Source organism: Xenorhabdus budapestensis, from assembly GCF_017743015.1.
Taxonomy (GTDB): domain Bacteria; phylum Pseudomonadota; class Gammaproteobacteria; order Enterobacterales; family Enterobacteriaceae; genus Xenorhabdus; species Xenorhabdus budapestensis.
The window spans coordinates 1,433,447-1,453,563 of sequence record NZ_CP072455.1 but is presented as its reverse complement, the minus strand read 5'-3'; the positions used below and the strand labels follow the sequence as shown (position 1 = coordinate 1,453,563).

Annotated in this window: 17 protein-coding genes; 1 reads left to right on the top strand and 16 read right to left on the bottom strand. The window is 43.5% G+C overall.

The annotated features are described in order from the left end of the window. Positions 1 to 63: 63 nt before the first annotated feature. The 15 genes from ndk to trmJ form a co-directional block, all read right to left on the bottom strand. Positions 64 to 492, bottom strand: coding sequence for a nucleoside-diphosphate kinase (ndk, locus tag HGO23_RS06980; protein ID WP_099136284.1), 429 nt, complete (start codon positions 490 to 492; stop codon positions 64 to 66). Positions 493 to 807: 315 nt separating this feature from the next. Next, complete coding sequence (locus HGO23_RS06975) at positions 808 to 1,086, bottom strand: hypothetical protein (protein WP_209028846.1); 279 nt, start codon at positions 1,084 to 1,086, stop codon at positions 808 to 810. Positions 1,087 to 1,273: 187 nt separating this feature from the next. After that, entirely contained in the window at positions 1,274 to 3,595 is a 2,322-nt protein-coding gene (gene pbpC / locus HGO23_RS06970) for a peptidoglycan glycosyltransferase PbpC (protein WP_209028728.1), read from the bottom strand. Positions 3,596 to 3,729: 134 nt separating this feature from the next. Continuing rightward, a complete protein-coding gene (locus tag HGO23_RS06965; protein ID WP_209028396.1) occupies positions 3,730 to 8,781 on the bottom strand; it encodes an alpha-2-macroglobulin family protein in 5,052 nt (1,683 codons plus the stop codon). 197 nt (positions 8,782 to 8,978) lie between these two features. Then, entirely contained in the window at positions 8,979 to 9,407 is a 429-nt protein-coding gene (locus tag HGO23_RS06960; RefSeq protein WP_099136286.1) for an enhanced serine sensitivity protein SseB C-terminal domain-containing protein, read from the bottom strand. Positions 9,408 to 9,611: 204 nt separating this feature from the next. Then, complete coding sequence (gene pepB / locus HGO23_RS06955; RefSeq protein WP_209028395.1) at positions 9,612 to 10,937, bottom strand: aminopeptidase PepB; 1,326 nt, start codon at positions 10,935 to 10,937, stop codon at positions 9,612 to 9,614. Between the two features lie 171 nt (positions 10,938 to 11,108). Further along, on the bottom strand, positions 11,109 to 11,303 hold the full coding sequence (gene iscX / locus HGO23_RS06950; protein ID WP_099136288.1) for a Fe-S cluster assembly protein IscX: 195 nt from the start codon (positions 11,301 to 11,303) through the stop codon (positions 11,109 to 11,111). A 27-nt stretch (positions 11,304 to 11,330) separates the two neighbouring features. Beyond that, complete coding sequence (fdx, locus tag HGO23_RS06945) at positions 11,331 to 11,666, bottom strand: ISC system 2Fe-2S type ferredoxin (RefSeq protein ID WP_038267871.1); 336 nt, start codon at positions 11,664 to 11,666, stop codon at positions 11,331 to 11,333. A 2-nt stretch (positions 11,667 to 11,668) separates the two neighbouring features. Next, positions 11,669 to 13,516 carry a Fe-S protein assembly chaperone HscA gene (gene hscA / locus HGO23_RS06940; RefSeq protein ID WP_209028394.1) on the bottom strand — a complete coding sequence of 616 codons (1,848 nt, stop codon included), beginning with the start codon at positions 13,514 to 13,516 and terminating at the stop codon, positions 11,669 to 11,671. Positions 13,517 to 13,638: 122 nt separating this feature from the next. Then, entirely contained in the window at positions 13,639 to 14,160 is a 522-nt protein-coding gene (hscB, locus tag HGO23_RS06935; RefSeq protein WP_209028393.1) for a co-chaperone HscB, read from the bottom strand. Positions 14,161 to 14,192: 32 nt separating this feature from the next. Then, a complete protein-coding gene (gene iscA / locus HGO23_RS06930) occupies positions 14,193 to 14,516 on the bottom strand; it encodes an iron-sulfur cluster assembly protein IscA (RefSeq protein ID WP_099136291.1) in 324 nt (107 codons plus the stop codon). A gap of 124 nt (positions 14,517 to 14,640) precedes the next feature. Next, the gene (iscU, locus tag HGO23_RS06925; RefSeq protein ID WP_209028392.1) at positions 14,641 to 15,027 is read right to left on the bottom strand and encodes a Fe-S cluster assembly scaffold IscU; all 387 of its coding nucleotides are present in this window, start codon (positions 15,025 to 15,027) and stop codon (positions 14,641 to 14,643) included. Between the two features lie 24 nt (positions 15,028 to 15,051). Beyond that, positions 15,052 to 16,266, bottom strand: a complete 1,215-nt coding sequence (locus HGO23_RS06920) for an IscS subfamily cysteine desulfurase (RefSeq protein WP_209028391.1) — start codon at positions 16,264 to 16,266, stop codon at positions 15,052 to 15,054. A gap of 49 nt (positions 16,267 to 16,315) precedes the next feature. Next, positions 16,316 to 16,810: a Fe-S cluster assembly transcriptional regulator IscR gene (gene iscR, locus HGO23_RS06915; RefSeq protein WP_099136294.1), complete on the bottom strand. Its 495-nt coding sequence runs from the start codon at positions 16,808 to 16,810 to the stop codon at positions 16,316 to 16,318. A 139-nt stretch (positions 16,811 to 16,949) separates the two neighbouring features. Then, positions 16,950 to 17,723: a tRNA (cytosine(32)/uridine(32)-2'-O)-methyltransferase TrmJ gene (trmJ, locus tag HGO23_RS06910; protein WP_209028390.1), complete on the bottom strand. Its 774-nt coding sequence runs from the start codon at positions 17,721 to 17,723 to the stop codon at positions 16,950 to 16,952. A 125-nt stretch (positions 17,724 to 17,848) separates the two neighbouring features. On the opposite strand from trmJ, the gene suhB reads away from it, so the two are divergent. Further along, a complete protein-coding gene (gene suhB, locus HGO23_RS06905; protein WP_099136296.1) occupies positions 17,849 to 18,652 on the top strand; it encodes an inositol-1-monophosphatase in 804 nt (267 codons plus the stop codon). Between the two features lie 124 nt (positions 18,653 to 18,776). Here suhB and HGO23_RS06900 read toward each other — a convergent pair whose 3' ends face one another. Beyond that, complete coding sequence (locus tag HGO23_RS06900; protein ID WP_099136297.1) at positions 18,777 to 20,003, bottom strand: 3-phenylpropionate MFS transporter; 1,227 nt, start codon at positions 20,001 to 20,003, stop codon at positions 18,777 to 18,779. Positions 20,004 to 20,117 lie beyond the last annotated feature (114 nt).

Genomic DNA, 20,117 nt, shown 5'->3' with positions numbered 1-20,117 from the left:
GGATTGGCGGCATTCATTGCCCCTTTCCTGTAACTTGATATCTATTGGGTAGATTCAGTGATATCAGTGGCGAAAAAAAACTTCATCATCACTGAAGAAATAAGCAATTTCACGATTTGCAGATTCAATAGAATCTGAACCGTGAACAGCATTTTCAGTAAAGCTATCTGCATAATCTGCACGCAGAGTACCCGCCAGGGCATTGTCCGGGTTGGTTGCACCCATCAGGTCACGGTGACGCTGAACTGCATTTTCACCTTCCAGAACCTGCACCATGATTGGGCCAGATGTCATGAATTCTACCAGGCCGTCAAAGAAAGGGCGGCCGTTGTGTTCAGCATAAAAACCTTCTGCTTGTTCACGTGTTAAATGCAACATTTTAGCCGCGATGATTTTAAAACCAGCACTTTCAAAACGGGCATAGATGGAACCGATAACATCTTTCTTCACAGCATTAGGCTTAATAATGGAAAAAGTACGTTCAATCGTCATTGGATAACCTCTTTGGCACTTTCAGCGATGACTTATTTTAATTTTTAATTCCCTCTGACAAAGCAGAAGGACAGAATTTACCCTGTTTTCCTGACAGGAATAAAAATAGGCGTTGATTATAGGAGGAGACTTTCTGCTTGCCTACAAGAAACACAACATTTTATTAAAACCTTCTTAGCGAAAATTATAATTTTTTAGCACAAATCACATTTTCACTGTATAACTCAGTTTAAGACAATGTGGGATAAACCTGTTTTCAGTACTCAATTACAAAACGGTATCTTTCACGCATTGAATAAAAGGTTTGAGCTGATCTTACCTTTTCTCATCCAATGGTTTCTTAGTTTCATCAGAAACTTCAAATTTCCCTTTAAATTGTTCATTACTGTCTTTCGTTGTCTTATCAGATGTAACAATAATGCTAAAGGTATATTTATGCCCTTCGGGCAATAAATATGTACATTTTTTCAATGCACCAGGATTCACTGATTCTTTATTTGCTATTTTATTACCAACCTCTTTGGCTAGCTTATCAGCCAAAGAGAGCGGAGCATAAAATAACTCCAAAAGTACGGCATATGAAAATATTTTCATTTTTATTTTCTCACTGGTTAAATTGACATAACACCTAATAGATAGATTGCAACTTATTGATTAACCATCTTTAAATTCCAATATTTTCAACGCAAAAAATAGTAGTAAAATTATTTTAAAACCAAAAACACTGTTAATATCATGTTTATAAAAGAATATTTATCCGATTTCACAAGTCATTACCTAATCACTGCAACACAAAATTAATTACACTGATTTGTCCACTCAAATCTAAAACACTCAGTTGATATTTCCCTGGGCGTGATAAGGTTTTAACCCACTGCTGGTTATTTTCAGTCACAGCGACTTGCTCACCATTCAAAAACCACCATTGTTGCCCGCTACCACCTTGTGTTGCTATTCGCAAATCCAGCGTCTTTTTTCCCGGAATACGTTTTAGAATATCGCCCTTACGGACACCTACAATCAGTAATGGTGCTTCATCTATTTTCATCGGAGGGCATTGAGGGTTAATTACTGGCAACCGGTTTAAACGCCGCTCTTTTTCCGGTAACCATGCTTCCAATGCAATCGGCCACAGAGCTATTGTTTCAGATCTGGCATCAGGACAATCAGAAGCAACACGCAAACCATTTTTATCTATCCATATTCGTTCGTTGATACCTGAAATCGATTCCTGCCCCTCCGCTAACAAGGTTGGGGGGATTGTATTATCCAAAATCCAACTCAAATGACGCTGACGGCAATTATTGTCTTCTCTCTTAAGTACAGTGCCACCTGGCCAACAGATAGCTGCCTGACTAACACTTTCCGGTCTCGGATCAACAGGAATATACTGCGAACCATAATGCAAATTTCTCATGAGTAATCCATTTATCTGGTTCATGATAGGGATCGCTGTAGCATAGCCAAATTGCCCCACCACTGGCGTTCCATCCGGCCTTCCCACCCAAACACCTATGGTATAATGAGCATTCAGGCCAATAGCCCACGCATCACGATAACCATAACTAGTGCCTGTTTTCCACGCTAATGGTACTTCAGCAGGCAGCACACTATCCGGCAATGGGCGACTTTCTCCCGCCATAATCCTTCTGACAATCCAGGCGGCACCTGCCGTAAAAATTTGTCTGTCCCGGATTTTCTGCTGCGGGGTAAAACGCAACGGAGAGACTTTCCCCTGACGGGCAAAAGCACTATAAACAGAAACCAGTTGCTCCATACGAACTGATGTTCCACCGAGTATCAGTGCCAGATTCGGTTCACTGCCCAATGGAAAATGCAATACCATACCTACATTGCGCAAATTAGCAGTAAATTTTTTAGCACCATATGCTTCAAGAAGCTGTACTGCGGGTAAATTCAATGAACGCACCAGTGCTTCGCTGGCACTAACCGGCCCATTAAACCCACTATCAAAGTTTCCCGGCCGATAATCATCAAAACGTCGGGGAACATCCTGCAAGAGAGATTCAGCATGAACTAATCCGTCATCCAACGCCATTGCATACAAAAAAGGCTTTAGTGTAGACCCCGGAGAACGCCATGCACTGACCATATCAACATGGCCGAAACGACTGTTATCCTGAAAATCCACCGAGCCAATGTAAGCCTTGACTGTCATATCCGTATGATCAACCACCAGTACGCCAACAGATGTTTTTTCTGCCAGTTGATACTTCCAGTTAAGCACCAAATCTTCCAATTGACGCTGCAATCCTGTGTCAATAGTGGTTTGGATCACTTCCTTTTGAGTTCCCTGTACCATTCTCCTTGCCAGCAATGGAGCAAGCTGAGGAACCTGACGGGGAGCAAGCCATAGATTTTCCTCTGCTATATCTGCTACTTTTTCTGCTGACCAAACGCCATATCGTTTCAATCGCTGCAATACCTTATCACGGGCAGCCTGAGCCCGTTCCGGATAGCGATCCGGCCTTAAACGACTCGGGGCTTGTGGCAATACCGCCAGTAATGCCGCTTCACCAGATGAAAGATTTGATGGCGGCTTGCCCAGATATGCCCAACTTGCTGCTCCAACGCCTTGCAATGTGCCACCAAATGGTGCTCTGTTTAAATACATCTGCAAAATTTCATCTTTGGAATAATGCCACTCTAATTGCAGGGTGTGCCAAATCTGTTTTAATTTCCCTGCAACAGTACGTGGATGGGGATCAATCAAACGGGCAACCTGCATAGAGATAGTACTGCCTCCTGATACAATTTTTCCGGCACGTATATCCTGCCAGGCTGCCCGCAATAATGAGATGGGATTAATCCCAGGATGCTTGTAAAACCAACGATCTTCATAGGTTAACAGAGCCTGAATATATTCAGGAGAAACTTGCGACAAAGTAACGGGATAACGCCAGACTCCTTCATTGTCAGCAAAACGCCATAGTGGTGAACCATCTGCTCCGATGACAACGCGCGCCATTTTGACGTTTCTTAATGGCAGTGACCAAATTTTATCAGCCAGCCATAGGGAGGGAGGCAGAATCAATAAAATTAGCAGAGGGATCAGATAAATGCGGCGGAAGAATCTTCTCATTAAAGCTGTATCCATAAAATTCAGCCCTTATATCCTTCATCTTTCGAGTTACCTCTTTGTTGGCTGCAAAGCAACTCGAAATCTATTGGGTATATACCCTATGGATTTCATCGGAAATAAGGGCTGATTCGTAATTAACGCACAACCTCCAACCTTTCCTCTGTTTCACCTACTGCTCGCCAAACCGGCACATACATAGATTCAACTTGTGGTGCTGGCACCTGATAAACCCCCGCTGCAACTGCGCGGGCTAAATAGAGCAAGGTAACTGGTCGATAAGGATCAACGGAGACAGCGGCAACAAAGCGATCATCTCGGTATTCAATATGACGAATATTCGCCATCTGCATATCGTTAATAACCTTTTGCAGAGCAGTAGTGCTTTCACTCAGGCTGGCACTGCTATGCGCCAGATTTTGGTTCTCAATTTCCAACCCGGCAGGCAATAAATCGACAACCAGCGCATCCGATACAGGTTCTGTCGCACTGATTTCCAATTTCACGAACATCATCTCACCGCTTTTCAGGCGATCCAGAGAATAATTTTCACCATTCAAATCAAGATAGGTACGCTTGATATTCAGAATGTTTGAATAAGGTTTTGGTGCATGCAATGGATAACCCACCACACTCAAACGTGAATACAACATACTCTCACCACGGTTACTGATTTCAATACCTTTCAGGATCTGTTTCGCAGTCAATGCTTCATTTAATGCGCTATCACGGTTAATCGGTGGTATTTGCTGACTAATGACCGCCTTCCAGAACGGCTCGCCGGTATCAATAAAATAGCGCCCAGCCAGATAGATGGCATTGCTTTCCTGTGTAGAGAAGTAACGATGCGCCGATAACTCATTAGATAAACTGAGTAGTTTTTCATCACGTTCGTTCAACATTATCTTATTTTCAGTCAATAGAGCAACAATCAAGACATTGTCACGGATTGCGCTACCATAATCATGCAACCTATGACCGGATTGACGGGATTTATTCACACCTGAACGAATCGCTTCATTACCACGGGTATCATCCCCCATCATTTTCAGTGCGATCCCCAATTGCACCAGAGACAAACCGTTACCAGCCCGCCCTCGTTGTTCATAGAGTTGTCTTAAGCCACTTAATGGCGCTTTTTGCTGGCTTGCCAAGACCAAACCCGCATATGCCTGTACAGAAAATTGTGTTTCACTGTGTGAACTGCTGTAACGATCGTTGATAATATTTTTATCCTGCAAGTAACGCAGAAGCCGGTTATTAGCAGTCTTCAGAGCATCAGCCGGGATACTGTAACCTTGTTGATTGGCACGGAATAAGAAATCTGCCGCATAAGCCGTCAGCCAGAACTCTTCCTCGCCATTACGATCCCATAACGAGAAACTGCCATCATGACGCTGCATACTCAGCAAGTGAGTAATACCGGCATCAATGGCTGCTCGCCGTTTTTCGTCACTTTGTGTATTGATACCCAATTTTTTCAGTTCGGCTTCATTGGAGTAGAGTGATGGGTAAAGCCCACTGATAGTCTGCTCCAAACAGCCATATGGGTAAGCATATAATTCGCGAATATAACGTGCGATTTGCAGTGGCGGTCTGCTGGTCAGTAAGAGCTGTCCCTCCAGTGTTTCTGGTATCAAATCAGCGATAGTCTCTTGTGGTAACTGCCACTCTTCGCCTTGTTGGATAACATCATCAAACTGTATGGTTGCAGCAGGATGTGCCGGACGAACAGCAATTTTCCAGTTACTTGTATACTGTTGCAGTTTTTCGTTGGGCACATTCAATCCATCAATTGTGAGGAAAATTTCCCCTTGTCCAAACCCATGATCCGCTTTGACCGGAATTTGAATGGTAGTCCGTTTTCCTGTTTCCAAAATGATTTTTCTACTTACTGGGTTTTCTAACTTTATCAATCCAGTTGCAGTGAAATTGAGTGTCAGTACTTGCGGTTGTTCAGTTAAATTGGTGAGATCTAATGCCAACTGAGATTGATCGCCGCCGGCCATGAAACGAGGTGATGACATCTGGCTAACAACCGGGGCTGCGACTATAACTTTACGCTCACTGTATCCGAATTCGTTATCGCTCCATGCTTGTGCCATCAACCGGAGTTCACCATTAAAATCAGGGATAGGTAAGGTAATTTCACCTTCTCCATTAGCATCCAAGGTGATTGGTTTAGCTTGCTCGGCAATGATATTAACTTCTGTTAGCGGTTTTTTGCCCCCCCTTTCGAGAGTATTTTCATCACCATCACCACCAAAGCGTAAGTTCGCTTTACGTCCTTCAGTTTCAATTAAATGACCATAAACATCATACTGATCAACGCTATAACGTTTACGCCCGAAGAATGCTTCATAAGGATCTGGGGTCTTGAAGTTAGTAATACTGAGTACACCTGAATCCGCAGCAGAAAGCAGAACATAAACTTGCTTTGGCAATTCCTTACTTGCTGGCTGATCTTTACCCTTCTGAAGTGTTGCCTTGAGTTTGATTTTAAGATCCTGATTCGGGCGTATTTTATCTGGCGCGCTCAGTGTCAGATTCAGCTTACGCCCTTCGTCCATCAACGGCAGATGCAATACGCCAACTGCCCGTTTCGATGTTGCCTGACGATTTTTATCTCCCGGCCGTATAACAACCGCGGTCAGATACAAATCATGGCGAGTCCACGATGGATTAATGGGTACATCAATATCCAGACCTTTTGCCGGAACATCAATTTCCTGCCACCACAACGGGCCATCACTGGATTCCAGCAGTAAGTAACCTTTACCTGTCTGTGGTGCGAGCATATGCAGTTTTACTTTATCACCTGGTTTATACGCGGGTTTATCCAATGAGAGTTTGACTTGGTCCGGGCGGATTGCACCTGTTCCATCCTTATTATCCTGCCATGAATAACCTGCCCAGAAATTCAGGCTGGTTACAAGCTGATTTTTCTGATCCACTATTTCAATGCGGTAAGAACCCCATTCAACCGGAAAACTGACTTTTGCTGTACCATTTTCCGCAATTTGGACAGACTCATCTGCCATCACCAAATCTTTCTGGTCATATCCCGAATCCCAACCGTTACTGTCTGACCAACGCCAGTAATAATCCCGACGTTCATATATCAGGCGAGCTCTCAAATCATTTGTGGCATATTTCTTACCATCAGCATCCACATAAACGATATCAAACTCTGCCAGTGAGTTTTCATCAACGTTATAGCGATTTTCATCACGACCTGTACGGTAATTATAAATAGATTTTTTATTGAAGAGTGGGCGTATACCAACCAGCTTGTCAGCAGGCCAAACAGCTTGCTCAGCGCGACGTGTCACCGGACGCCCACCAGATTCGAGCAAACTGGCCTGTACGATAACTTTTACCGGAGATGCTATATATTTCCAATTATCATCACTGACAGAAATGGCCGTTTTTCCTTCACTATTTAACGTCAAGTCGAACTCATCCAGAGTTCTGCTCAATCCCTCTTCTTTCGAGGAACCAAACTCATACCCTGATAATTTCGCCACTGCATCACGAGCTGGACGCATAAACAATTGGCCTTGCAGCCGATTCTTAACTGCTGGTGCTCCATATAGGTAACGACCAGCTACGGCAAAATTAACACTTTTATTTTTCAATACTGGTCTACGACCATCATTTCCCTCAATTTCCAATGCCATACGTTCAGGCATAAAGTCTTCCACATTAAATTTGTAAAAACGCGGAGTATTGTCACCTAAATCAAAACGCAGTGACCACATGCCTGTTTCTGCGGTTTGTGGGATTGGGTAACGATACTGATAGAGTCCATTTTCAGGTTGCCAGACAAAACTGCGCACAACCTGATTATCCGCTTTCAATACATCAACTTTTACAGGTTGGGGCTTCAGCGAACGACCATCAGCATCACGCAGTAAGCCATTCACAATCAGCGTTTCTCCTGGGCGATAAAGATCCCTTGGGCCAAACACAAAAAACTGCTTGCTATACCCTTGTGCGCCGCCGATATCAAATTCAGACAGATCTAACGCAGGATATGACAAATCGATCATACTGGTTTGATCGCCCTGGATTGCCAACAATAATTTTGCCTTAGCATTTTTTTCCAGCGTGGCATGACCATTATCGTCTGTCATATTCTTTGACAGACGTTGTCCCTTGGCATCCAGCAAACGAATTTCAACACCTTTCAGGCTGGAACCTTGTTCCAATGATTGTGCAAAAACATCTATCCGATTTAGATAGCTGTGCATTGAGACACCGATATCACTCAGAGTAAATAACATACTGGGGTTACTATAGGTATATTTTCCGGCCTGCTGCATGACAGCCAGATAAACACCACTTTTTTGCAATACCTTAATATCATTCAATGGCAATAATAGTTTTTCACGAGTGTTAGGTGCCGGATTCAGGTCAAAACGTCCGGTATAAACTAAGTCAGCATGCTTCAGGAAATTTTCAGAATCCCAATACTCCATACTGTTTCGGTATTGCCAATCGGCGATGAATTCAGGTAATGATGTCTCTTTAATGCGGAAAAAGTTGACATCAACCTGATCAACATTGAGTGCCAAAACGGGTAAACCTTCTGCTGTCTTACTCGGTAGAAGAACTCCCTTGCTGGCAAAACCAACGGTAGGTTTAATGGGAGCAGTCTGGAATTTTTTCTCATAGAGACTTGCTAGTTGACGCCCATTAATGCCTTTTAAACCTTCATCAACAGTTAGTTGTAATTCACGATCAGGCGGTAAATGACGGAGCCTTAACTCCATCTGGTTATCAGACAGTTCCCAGGCACCATCCAATTTTCCGGATTTCACATCAACCAAGTGGACTTTATGAGAGAAATTCTGGTCAGTCTGCAAAGGAACAGAAAACGTCACGACCATTGCACTGGCACCATCCAACTGTAACTCTGAGGCATCTAAGATAGTGACATCTTTACCCGCATAACGTTGTTGCGGTAATTGAGGTGCAGATGATTGAAGTTTCCGTTTTGCAGTATCAGTTGTTTTTTGTGTCATTGAAACTGTCGGTTTTTCTGATTTTCCCGTATTTTCATCGTCCTGGGATTGATCACATCCAGATAGGGTACATAGCGCAAAGAATGCAAACAATGTAGCAACTATTAATGTGATGAAGCGCTTTCTCCTTGCTGCCCATTGCCTCAGTTGATATTGACGCATAACCGTAATCCTTATCGTTTACCGGCTGGTTTGGGATAGTATTTTTATAGATATTTATCCGAATTAGGAATCTGTGATTTCAGATTTTCGAAGCCTTCCGCAATATTTTTAGCTTATTGCAGGAAAATGACAAAAAGATGCCGGATAAAACTCATCATCACACGATCCCTGAGTTGGTACAGAACTTAACTTTTTATTTACTGATTCAGTACAGGAATGGTATCCCTCAGCCAACTGCCTAACTTTCGCTGATAAAAAGGCTGAGTATGCTGGATCAGATAATGGCTAATCCCACTATCCTTTTCATCAAGCAAACAAAAATCCACCGATTCCTCTTCACTCAAATACTGACAAGCTATTTCACCAGCGGCCTGAATAAGCGTACTAATGTCATTATTTGTGGATGCTCCACTCAGTTCTAACCCAATAAGCAGATTGGGTTTTTCATCCTGTTTTTTATCGTGCACCATAACCAGAAATGCCCGTCGTACTGGCTTATGTTGCTTCAATAAATTACTCAAGGCCTCAATAAGATGAATAGGCTGTTCTTCTGGTTGGCTAAGAGTAATACGGCTTCCACTCGGAACCTCAATTTCAGTGGCAACAGCCCCGTTTGACAAGCTCATGAAAATCTCCGAACACATATTTGTACTGAAGTTAACAACTTGAAGTTAACGACCATTGAAAGGCTCAATCATAGCCTCCCCATAAAAGGGAGGCCAGATAAGAAAGGCAATTTTAAAATGAGTTTGGTGTCACAACATTTTGTACATAAAAATCTTGACATTATCTGATGGCTTACAAGCTACCTCGCCAAAAACACTGTATCCTTATTTTGCTTTTGTCAGCAATAAGTTGGCGATGGTGCGCACTCCATACCCTGTCGCACCTGCTGACCACTGTTCAGCCGCAGATTTACGGTAGGTCGCTGAACAGTCGATATGTACCCAACCTTTTTTGTAATTTTCTACAAAATGAGACAGGAAAGCAGCCGCAGTACTTGCGCCTGCTGAATGAGAAGGCGCAGCAATGTTATTCAAATCAGCAAAATCGGAGGGCAATTGACTACGATGGAATTCAGCCAATGGCAAACGCCAGAATAGTTCATATTCTGCATCCGCTGCTGCCAATAAATCCGCCGCTAGTTGATCATCAAAACTGAGGACAGAATGGTAATCATTACCTACTGCAATTTTTGCTGCTCCAGTCAATGTTGCAGCGTCAATGATTAGTGACGCATTTGCCGCACTGGCATTAATCAAACCATCAGCCAATACCAGACGCCCTTCTGCATCAGTGTTCATGACTTCAACAGTTTTACCATTACGATAACGAATGATATCACCCAATTTGAACGCATTGCCGCTGACCAGATTATCAGCAATACACAAGAATAGTTTTACACGCTGTTTCAGGCCACGACCAATCGCCAGCGCCAATGCTCCTGACAGGAGTGCTGAACCTCCCATATCAGATTTCATGGAATCCATGGAATTAGAAGGTTTCAGACTATATCCCCCTGAATCGAAGGTAATACCTTTACCGACTAAGCAAGCGAATACAGGTTCGTTTTTATCTGTCGATGGATTGAAATCCAATTCCAGAAAAACAGGAATACGGGAGGAACCACGACCGACAGTATGTACACCAACATAGCCCTGCTCACGTAACGCATCGCCTTTTATAATGCGGTAACTAATTGCAGTTCTCGCTACACCGTTAAATAAATCAATGACACGCTGAGCAAGCTGCTCCGGTCCCAATTCTTCTGCTGGAATATTGATGGTATCACGCACCCAATCAATGAATTTGATCCGGTGCTCCAGCTCTTGTTTTTCCACTGTGCTCAGTTGCGGCCATTCAATAGTACGCCGCCCCTTTGGTGCCCGGAATCCCAGCCAGAATGCCCAGCTTTTTTCCAAATCCCAACCATCACCAGCCAAAGCGACATTGGAGATACCTTGTCCATTAATTTTTCGTCCGGCGCGTTGGATAGTCGCCAATTTACTACTTATATCCGACTGGCTGTCTGATAAATGAATTGTAATTCCCTGATCATTCGAACTGATTAGCGCTTTTTCACCCCAGCATGCTTTAGCTGGCTCATAAGACAGAGTTATCGGCATGATTTGCGCTGGTATAACGTGCTTTGTCATTTTCTTCTCTCTTCTTATTTTATTTTCACTGTTTTTACAGCAAGGGCCATGAATGCAAAAAAACTGGCAGTTGCCAGTTTTTCATTAAATGCAGACTATGCCAAGTGATTGAACAAGAATTGGTGAATTTGCACTTTTTTTCGCACTAATTGTTTGTGTGACTGATTTGCATTACTCAAATTCATCCAACCAAACCAGCAAAATGGCTTCTAATATTTTTTCGTTGGACTTTTCCGGATCGTCATCAAAACCATCTAGATCGCAAACCCATTGATGCATATCGGTAAAACGCACTGTCTTAGGATCTAAATCCGGGAACTTATCGTATAGTGCTTCGCCAATATCACGGCTATCAGACCATTTCATTTTCTGTTCTCCTGTTTAGTTCTCAGATCAGTGCTCACGTGCATGGTTAATCGTGTATTTAGGAATTTCAACAACCAAATCCTCATCAGCAACTTTGGCCTGGCATCCTAACCGACTCTCAGGCTCCAGCCCCCATGCTTTGTCCAGCATGTCATCTTCCATTTCAGAGCTTTCTTCCAATGAGTCAAACCCTTCTCTGACAATACAATGACAAGTAGTACATGCGCAGGATTTTTCACAAGCATGTTCTATTTCAATGCCATTACGCAGTGCAACATCCAGAATCGATTCGCCTTCCTTAGCTTCCAATACTGCGCCTTCAGGGCAAAGTTCGTTATGAGGTAAAAATACAATTTTAGGCATAATTAAATCTCATCCACAGAATGGCCCGCCAAAGCCCGGCGGATTGATGTGTCCATGCGACGCGCAGCAAATTCCTGCGTTTGTTTGTCCAATTGTTTAATTGCACTTTCAATCGCATCAGGAGATGTTCCCTGAGCACTCTCAATTAATACTTGTACGGCAGCATCAATTGCCGCATGTTCTTCCTGACTGAGTAAATCAGCATCTTTTTCCAGTGCACTGGTTAAACTTTCCAGCACTCGTGCTGCTTCTACTTTTTGTTCAGCCAGCTTACGCACCTGAATATCTTCCTGCGCATTGGTCATTGAATCTTTGATCATTCGGGCAATTTCTTCATCGGACAAGCCATAAGAAGGTTTCACCTGAATGGAAGCTTCAACACTCGTCGATTTCTCCAGAGCACTGACACTTAACAGGCCATCGGCATCAACCTGAAAAGTAATACGGATATGAGCACCACCTGCCGGCAGTGGAGGAATGCCACGCAATGTGAAACGTGCCAGTGAACGGCAATCTGCCACCAGCTCGCGTTCCCCCTGAACAACATGGATGCTCATTGCACTCTGCCCGTCTTTAAAAGTTGTAAACTCTTGTGCTCTGGCGACAGGAATAGTGGTATTACGAGGGATCACTTTTTCCACCAAGCCACCCATGGTTTCAAGGCCCAGTGACAGTGGAATAACGTCCAATAGCAACATCTCGCTATCAGGTTTATTACCAACCAAAATATCGGCCTGAATTGCCGCACCAACAGCGACAACTTTGTCCGGATCGATAGAGGTCAATGGTTCGCGATCAAAGAACTCACCAACCATGCTGCGTACGAGTGGTACTCTCGTCGAACCGCCTACCATCACAACCTGTAATACTTCATCGGCAGCAACACCCGCATCTCTCAATGCCCGACGGCAAGCCATTAAGGTGCGTTTAACCAATGGTATGATCAATTCATTTAATTCATCACGGGTAATACTGCCTTGCCAGCCAGCAATGTTGATTGTCATTGAATCTGCATCACTCAAGGCAATTTTAGTTTGTGTCGCAATATCCAGCAATTGACGTTGCAAGCCGTGGCTATTATCGATGATACCTGCCTGCTTACGGATCCAGTTTGCCAACAGGTGGTCAAAATCATCGCCGCCAAGCGCTGTATCTCCGCCTGTTGCCAGCACTTCAAAGACGCCACGACTCAAACGCAGGATAGAAACATCAAATGTTCCACCACCCAAGTCATAAACTGCAATAACCCCTTCCTGACCCGAATCAAGTCCATAGGCAATAGCCGCTGCGGTTGGTTCATTTAAGAGACGGAGGACATGTAAACCCGCTAAACGTGCGGCGTCTTTCGTTCCCTGACGTTGTGCATCATCAAAATAAGCAGGAACAGTGATGACAACGCCATCAAGTTTACTATTCAAGGTTTCTTCTGCCCGTTGAACCAACGATTTCAATATTTCAGAAGAAACCTGAATAGGATCGACCAGACCTGCCACAGTATTAATTAACGGTAACCCATTTTCACTAGCCTGAAACTGGTAGGGGAGATTCGGATAACGTTGTTGAATATCAGCCAGAGAACGCCCCATCATACGTTTGACGGAACTTATGGTGTTAACAGGATCGGAAACCGCCTGTTGGCGTGCCTGCCAGCCAACTTGAATTTCATCTTTACGGTATTGTACAACAGAAGGAAGCAAGTGACGGTTTTCACTATCTGCTAAGGTCTCAGCCTGACCACTGCGGACTGTCGCAACCAGGGAGTGTGTTGTGCCAAGATCAATCCCCGCAGCCAGACGACGCTGGTGTGGTGCGGCAGATAAACCAGGTTCACTGATTTGTAATAAAGCCATGTGTGCCCCTATAAAAACTCTTTATACCCGTCGTTTTTCAAGTTGCAGCTTTGTTGGTTGCATCCTTAAATCCATAGGGTATAGCTAAATCAGCAAGCGCTATTCACCAAAAAGCGATTCAGCTAAAAATCATCCAGCAATCGTTCTTCCAGTTGCTCGACCTGCTGTTGCAATTTATCCAAAAAGCGTAATTTACGGACAGTATCGGCGGCAATTGACCATTGTTCAGCATCCAGTTGCTGTTCCATCTGCTCAGTACGAGTTTTAATCATTTTGTTAAGGCGAGATGAAAAATCTGCTAATGTAACGTTTGGTTCTGCGCTACGTTCAATAGTGTCAAGCTCTTCACGCAACTCTAATTGCTGCATCAGGAACGTAGTATCCTGCATCGTATGCTGTTCGTTGGATAAATCGAACCCTTGCCGAGACAGCATATATTCTGCACGTTTCAGGGGATGTTTCAGGGTCTGATAACCATCATTGATGGTTGCTGCTTGTTGAAGTGCCAACGTTTTCTCACGCTCTGGCTGATTGGCAAAACGATCAGGATGAAATTGACGCTGCAACTCCTGATAGCGGGTCGCCAATTGTTGGCGGTCTATCGCATAACGCGCAGGCAACCCGAATAAAGTAAAGTAGTCCATAAGTTACTCTTGGTTTCGCAAAGTGCGGAGGGTTAAACGTTAAAACTTTCTCCACAGCCGCATTCGCTGGAAACATTGGGGTTGTTGAATTTAAAACCTTCGTTCAGGCCCTCTTTGACAAAATCCAACTCGGTACCATCAAGATAAACAATGCTTTTACCATCAACGATAACTTTCACGCCTTTGTCTTCAAAAACCTGATCTTCATCATTAATTGCATCAGCAAATTCAATTATATATGCCATACCCGAGCAGCCGGAAGTTCTCACTCCCAGACGCAACCCGACACCTTTCCCACGATTGTCAAGAAAAGCTAAAACACGCTGGGCTGCACTTTCTGTCAAAGAAATTGACATACAACACCTCACTTTTAACACTATGATCTTTGAAGTTATGATCTAGGAAATTATCACCTTCAAAACCAGTAAAGGTGGATATTGAAACAATATCCACCAAATTATTTTTTTCTAGCCAAAAGAATTAATTAGCCTGGCGTTTGCTCTTGTAATCCGCAATTGCAGCTTTAATCGCATCTTCTGCCAGAATAGAACAGTGAATTTTCACTGGTGGCAGCTCCAGCTCATTGGCAATCTCTGTATTTTTGATTGCTTCTGCCTGCTCCAGTGATTTACCTTTCATCCACTCTGTTACGAGAGAACTGGAAGCTATCGCAGAACCGCAGCCATAAGTTTTAAAACGCGCGTCTTCAATGATACCGTCATCGTTGACCTTGATTTGCAGCCGCATGACGTCACCACAAGCGGGCGCACCAACCATGCCACTACCTACTGAAGGGTCTCCACTGTCAAATGATCCAACATTACGTGGATTCTCATAGTGATCAATTACTTTGTTACTGTAAGCCATATTGTTACTCCTGAAACCGTCTGATTAATGATGAGACCATTCGATGGTGTTAATATCCACCCCCTGTTTGAACATTTCCCACAATGGAGAAAGTTCACGCAGGCGACCAATCGAGTTATGAATCAACTTAATTGCATAGTCTATTTCTTCTTCTGTGGTAAAACGCCCCAAAGAGAAACGAATAGAACTGTGTGCCAGCTCATCATTCATGCCCAGTGCACGCAAAACATAAGAAGGCTCCAGACTCGCAGAAGTACATGCCGAGCCAGAAGAAACTGCCAGATCTTTCAGCGACATCATCAATGATTCACCTTCAACATAGTTGAAGCTGACATTCAGAATGTGTGGCGCACCCAGTTCCAAGTCACCGTTCAGGTAAACTTCTTCAATATCTTTAATGCCGTTCCATAAACGCAGGCGCAAACCGCGCAGACGCTCTGACTCAGTTTCCAATTCTTCTTTTGCAATGCGGTAAGCTTCACCCATTCCCACGATTTGGTGAACAGGCAATGTACCGGAACGCATACCACGCTCATGACCGCCACCATGTTGCTGTGCTTCAATGCGGACACGGGGTTTACGGCGAACATACAGAGCACCAATACCCATTGGGCCATATAGTTTGTGAGCAGAGAAAGACATCAGATCAACTTTCAGTTTGCTGAGGTCGATAGGCAATTTCCCGACACTTTGCGTTGCGTCAACATGGAAAATAATACCGCGGCTACGGCACATTTCACCGATGGTCACGATGTCCTGAACAATGCCAATTTCGTTGTTAACGTGCATGATAGAAACCAAAATCGTATCATCACGCATTGTGGCTTCCAGCTCTTTCAGATCGATCATGCCATTGCTCATCGGTGAAAGGTAAGTCACCTCAAAACCTTCGCGTTCCAACTGACGGCAAGTGTCCAAAACAGCTTTGTGTTCAGTTTTACTGGTAATAATGTGCTTGCCTTTTTTCTGATAGAATTTTGCTGCACCTTTGATACCAAGGTTATCTGATTCTGTTGCACCTGAAGTAAATACAATTTCACGCGGATCAGCACCAACCAAATCAGCGATTTGATTACGCGCAATATCAACCGCTTCTTCAGCTTGCCAGCCAAAACGGTGTGAACGAGAAGCAGGGTTACCGAAAACCCCGTCCATAGTCAGGTAGTTCATCATCTTTTCAGCAATACGCGGATCAACTGGGGTTGTTGCTGAATAGTCCAAATAAATGGGTAATTTCATTGCTCACATGCTCCGTAAGACTCTTTTAATACTTATGTTTGCCGCTTTTTTAAGCACGCAGGTTAACGTTAATCATCTCCTGAACCCTGCCATTAGCTGTACGGCGCTTATCGCTGTCTTGACGATCAGCAACGTCTAATACTTCTTGATTATTCACTAATTCTTCTAAGCTGATGCTGTTCAGGAAACTCGTGATGCGATCACTGAGATCACGCCAAAGCGCATGGGTCAGACAGCGATCACCGCCCTGGCAGCCTTCCCTGCCCTGACAGCGAGTTGCATCAACAGATTCATCAACAGCAGAAATCACTTCAGCAACGAAAATCTCACCGGCATCTCTGCCCAATAAATAACCGCCGCCTGGACCACGGACGCTAGAAACCAAACCATTCTTACGTAGGCGAGAAAACAACTGCTCAAGATAGGAAAGGGAAATTCCCTGACGCTCAGAAATGTCAGCTAGTGGCACTGGCCCTTCTTGTGAATGCAATGCCACATCTAACATGGCAGTTACCGCATAACGTCCTTTTGATGTCAGTCTCATAACAAAAACTCCATGGTGAAATATGGGAGAAATTGTGACATTCCTGAGTATTTTAGTCAACTATTTAACCTAGTAATTTACTCAACTATTATTTGGTTTTCTTTCATTCTGTTATCACCCATATTCTCTATTACAGAGACTATTTTCTGCCAGATTCCGGTGATTTCCCAGCCCATTTTTCCATAGACGTTAAAATACCCCGCAGGATATTCAGTTCCTGAATTTCCGGACGTGCACGGGTATAGAGGCGTCTTAATTTGTTCATTATCTGCCCAGGATGCGCTTTACGAATAAAACCGGAGTGATTTAACACCTGTTCAAGATGCTGATAAAAACGTTCCATATCTTCAACTGGTGGGTATTCAGCTTCATGATCGGCAGCATCCGCTTTTTCTGATTTTTCTGATTTTTCTGATTTTTCTTCAGTAACAAGGTGCGCCATACGAATCTCATAGCTGACCAATTGAACAGCCATAGCCAAATTCAATGAACCATATTCTGGGTTAGTCGGAATATAAAGATGATAGTTACACTTCTGAAGTTCTTCGTTAGTCAGCCCCACACGCTCACGACCGAACACGATAGCCACCGGTGAATTTTTAGCTGCTTTGACACAGCGCTCACCACACTCACGCGGTTCAACCATTGGCCAGGAAAGTGTTCGGGAACGAGCACTGGTTCCAATAACCAATTCACACCCAGCCACTGCTTCATCTAGCGAATCCACAATAGTGGCATTACCGATGACATCACTGGCACCGGCTGAAAGTGCAATGGCGTGAGAATCAGGCTGGACGAGAGGGTTGACCAAATAAAGATTGGTCAACCCCATTGTTTTCATAGCTCTGGCAGTTGAACCCATATTGCCCGTGTGGGAAGTTTCTACCAGAATAATGCGGATGTTCTCTAACATGACAGCTTTTTATTTCAGTATAAGAGCCGAATATCTTAACACAGCATTAGTCATTTTGACGAACTACTGCTATAATGTGCGCCGATTTGTTTCCCGTTCTTTAAAATTCTGGTGGAAGATACCCCATGCATCCGATGCTAAACATCGCTATACGTGCTGCGCGTAAAGCCGGCAATTACATTGCCAAAAGTTATGAAACTCCTGATGCTATCGAAGCAAGCCAAAAAGGCAGTAATGACTTCGTCACTAATATTGATCGTGAAGCAGAAAAGCTGATCATTGACATTATCCGTAAATCTTATCCTAAACACACTATCATCACTGAAGAAACTGGTGAGCATTTAGGTGAAGAAGACGATTTCCAATGGGTGATCGATCCACTGGATGGCACCACTAACTTTATTAAACGTCTCCCTCATTTCGCTGTTTCCATTGCTGTGCGCATCAAAGGCCGCACCGAAGCGGCTGTTGTTTATGACCCAATGCGTAATGAACTGTTTAGCACAACCCGTGGTCAAGGTGCTCAATTGAATGGTTATCGTCTGCGTGGCACCAATGCTCGTGATCTGGATGGTACTATCATTGCCACCGGTTTCCCATTCAAAGCTAAACAACACGCTATCCCTTACATGAATGTATTGGGTAAATTATTTGAGCGCTGTGCAGATTTTCGTCGCACTGGCTCTGCGGCTCTGGATATGGCTTATGTCGCCGCCGGACGTGTTGACGGTTTCTTCGAAATCGGCCTGAAACCATGGGATTTTATGGGGGGTGAACTGCTGGTACGTGAATCTGGCTGTATTGTTACTGACTTCGTTGGTGGTCACAACTATATCAGTTCTGGTAACATCGTTGCAGGCAGCCCACGTATTGTTAAAGACATGCTGTCTGAAATGCGCGAAGAATTAACTGAAGCACTGAAACGTTAATTATAAAATAACCATTTGAGCAATGTTATTTTCAGGGCACCAAACTTATTGGTGCCTGTTTTATTTACGACTTTATTTACAATCAATGTGTTTCTCAATAAATACATTTCACAATGAATGCACTTCACAACGAATGTATTTTAGCTTCTACTTTAGGCCGTAAGAAAATTGCAGGTAATGCAACCAGTGCCATAACCCAATAGATACCGCTTCCCATATACTCATACAAAAAACCGCCTATTGCGCTCATAACTGCAATACCACCGCCCATCGCTAATGCAGAATAAACCGATTGTAATCGGATAACTTCATTTTCTTTTCTGGCACCGATAAAGCGCATGGCAGCTAAATGACAGACTGTAAAAGTTCCGCAATGTAGGATCTGAATAATAATCAGAACTGGCAATTCAGTGAATGTTCCCATTAACCCCCAGCGAATAACTCCACAAATCGCAGAAATCAATAGAAGACTACGGGCACTCCAGTGTCGGAATAGCTGTTTACTAAAAGTGAAAACAACAACTTCTGCGACAACGCCCAATGACCAGAGATAACCGATAGTTGATGCAGAATAGCCAGCTTTTTCCCAATAAATAGAACCAAAGCTGTAGTAACCAGCGTGAGCAGCTTGTAACAACGCCACACATAATAAAAACTGCCATACCGATTTTTCGGACAATAATTTCTTGAATGATACTGCATTGATATTTTCTACCTTAATTTTGCCTTCAGGCATAATAGAAGGTTTTAGCATCATTCCCAGTAACATAACGGCAACACTGAAAATCAGGGAAACAAGGATGATGTTGTGATGACCAAATAAATTGAGGCCAATCCAATTATTGATCTTTTCAAAGGAAATGCTGAAATCTGAACCTAAATCGATGCCATTGGCTGACATCAATATCCCCGCTAAAGAAGAGCTGATAATAAAGGCAATCGATCCCCACACACGTACCTTGCCATAATCAAAAGTAAACTGTTTTTGCCATGTTCCCGCTAAAGCATCTGATAAAGGAACCAAAGGTGAAAAAAACAGGTTAAAACCTATCATAACAAGGGAAACCCATACCCAATGGCTACTAAAGGAAAAGCTAACAGCAAAGACCAAAGCCAATAAGGATAGAAATCTTAATGCGTTAATTAATTTAGAAGGATCTTTAACCGTAGGCGAAATAAATAAACTACCGAGGAAACGAGAAACTAACCCGATAGCTAACAGTATACCGATCATAGAAGGAGTAATACCTTCTCCCTGTAACCAAACTGACCAGAAAGGTAAGAATATTCCAAAAGCAAAAAAATAAGTGAAATAACCTAACCCTAGCCAAAATGTTGATGGAACAACCATCCAAATGCCCCCATTTTTTAATGCAAAAAACCCGCTCAAAACTAATGTTATGAGTCGGGCTTAATACCTGATATACCTTTCATCTTTCAAGCTACAGCTTTATTGGCTGCAACT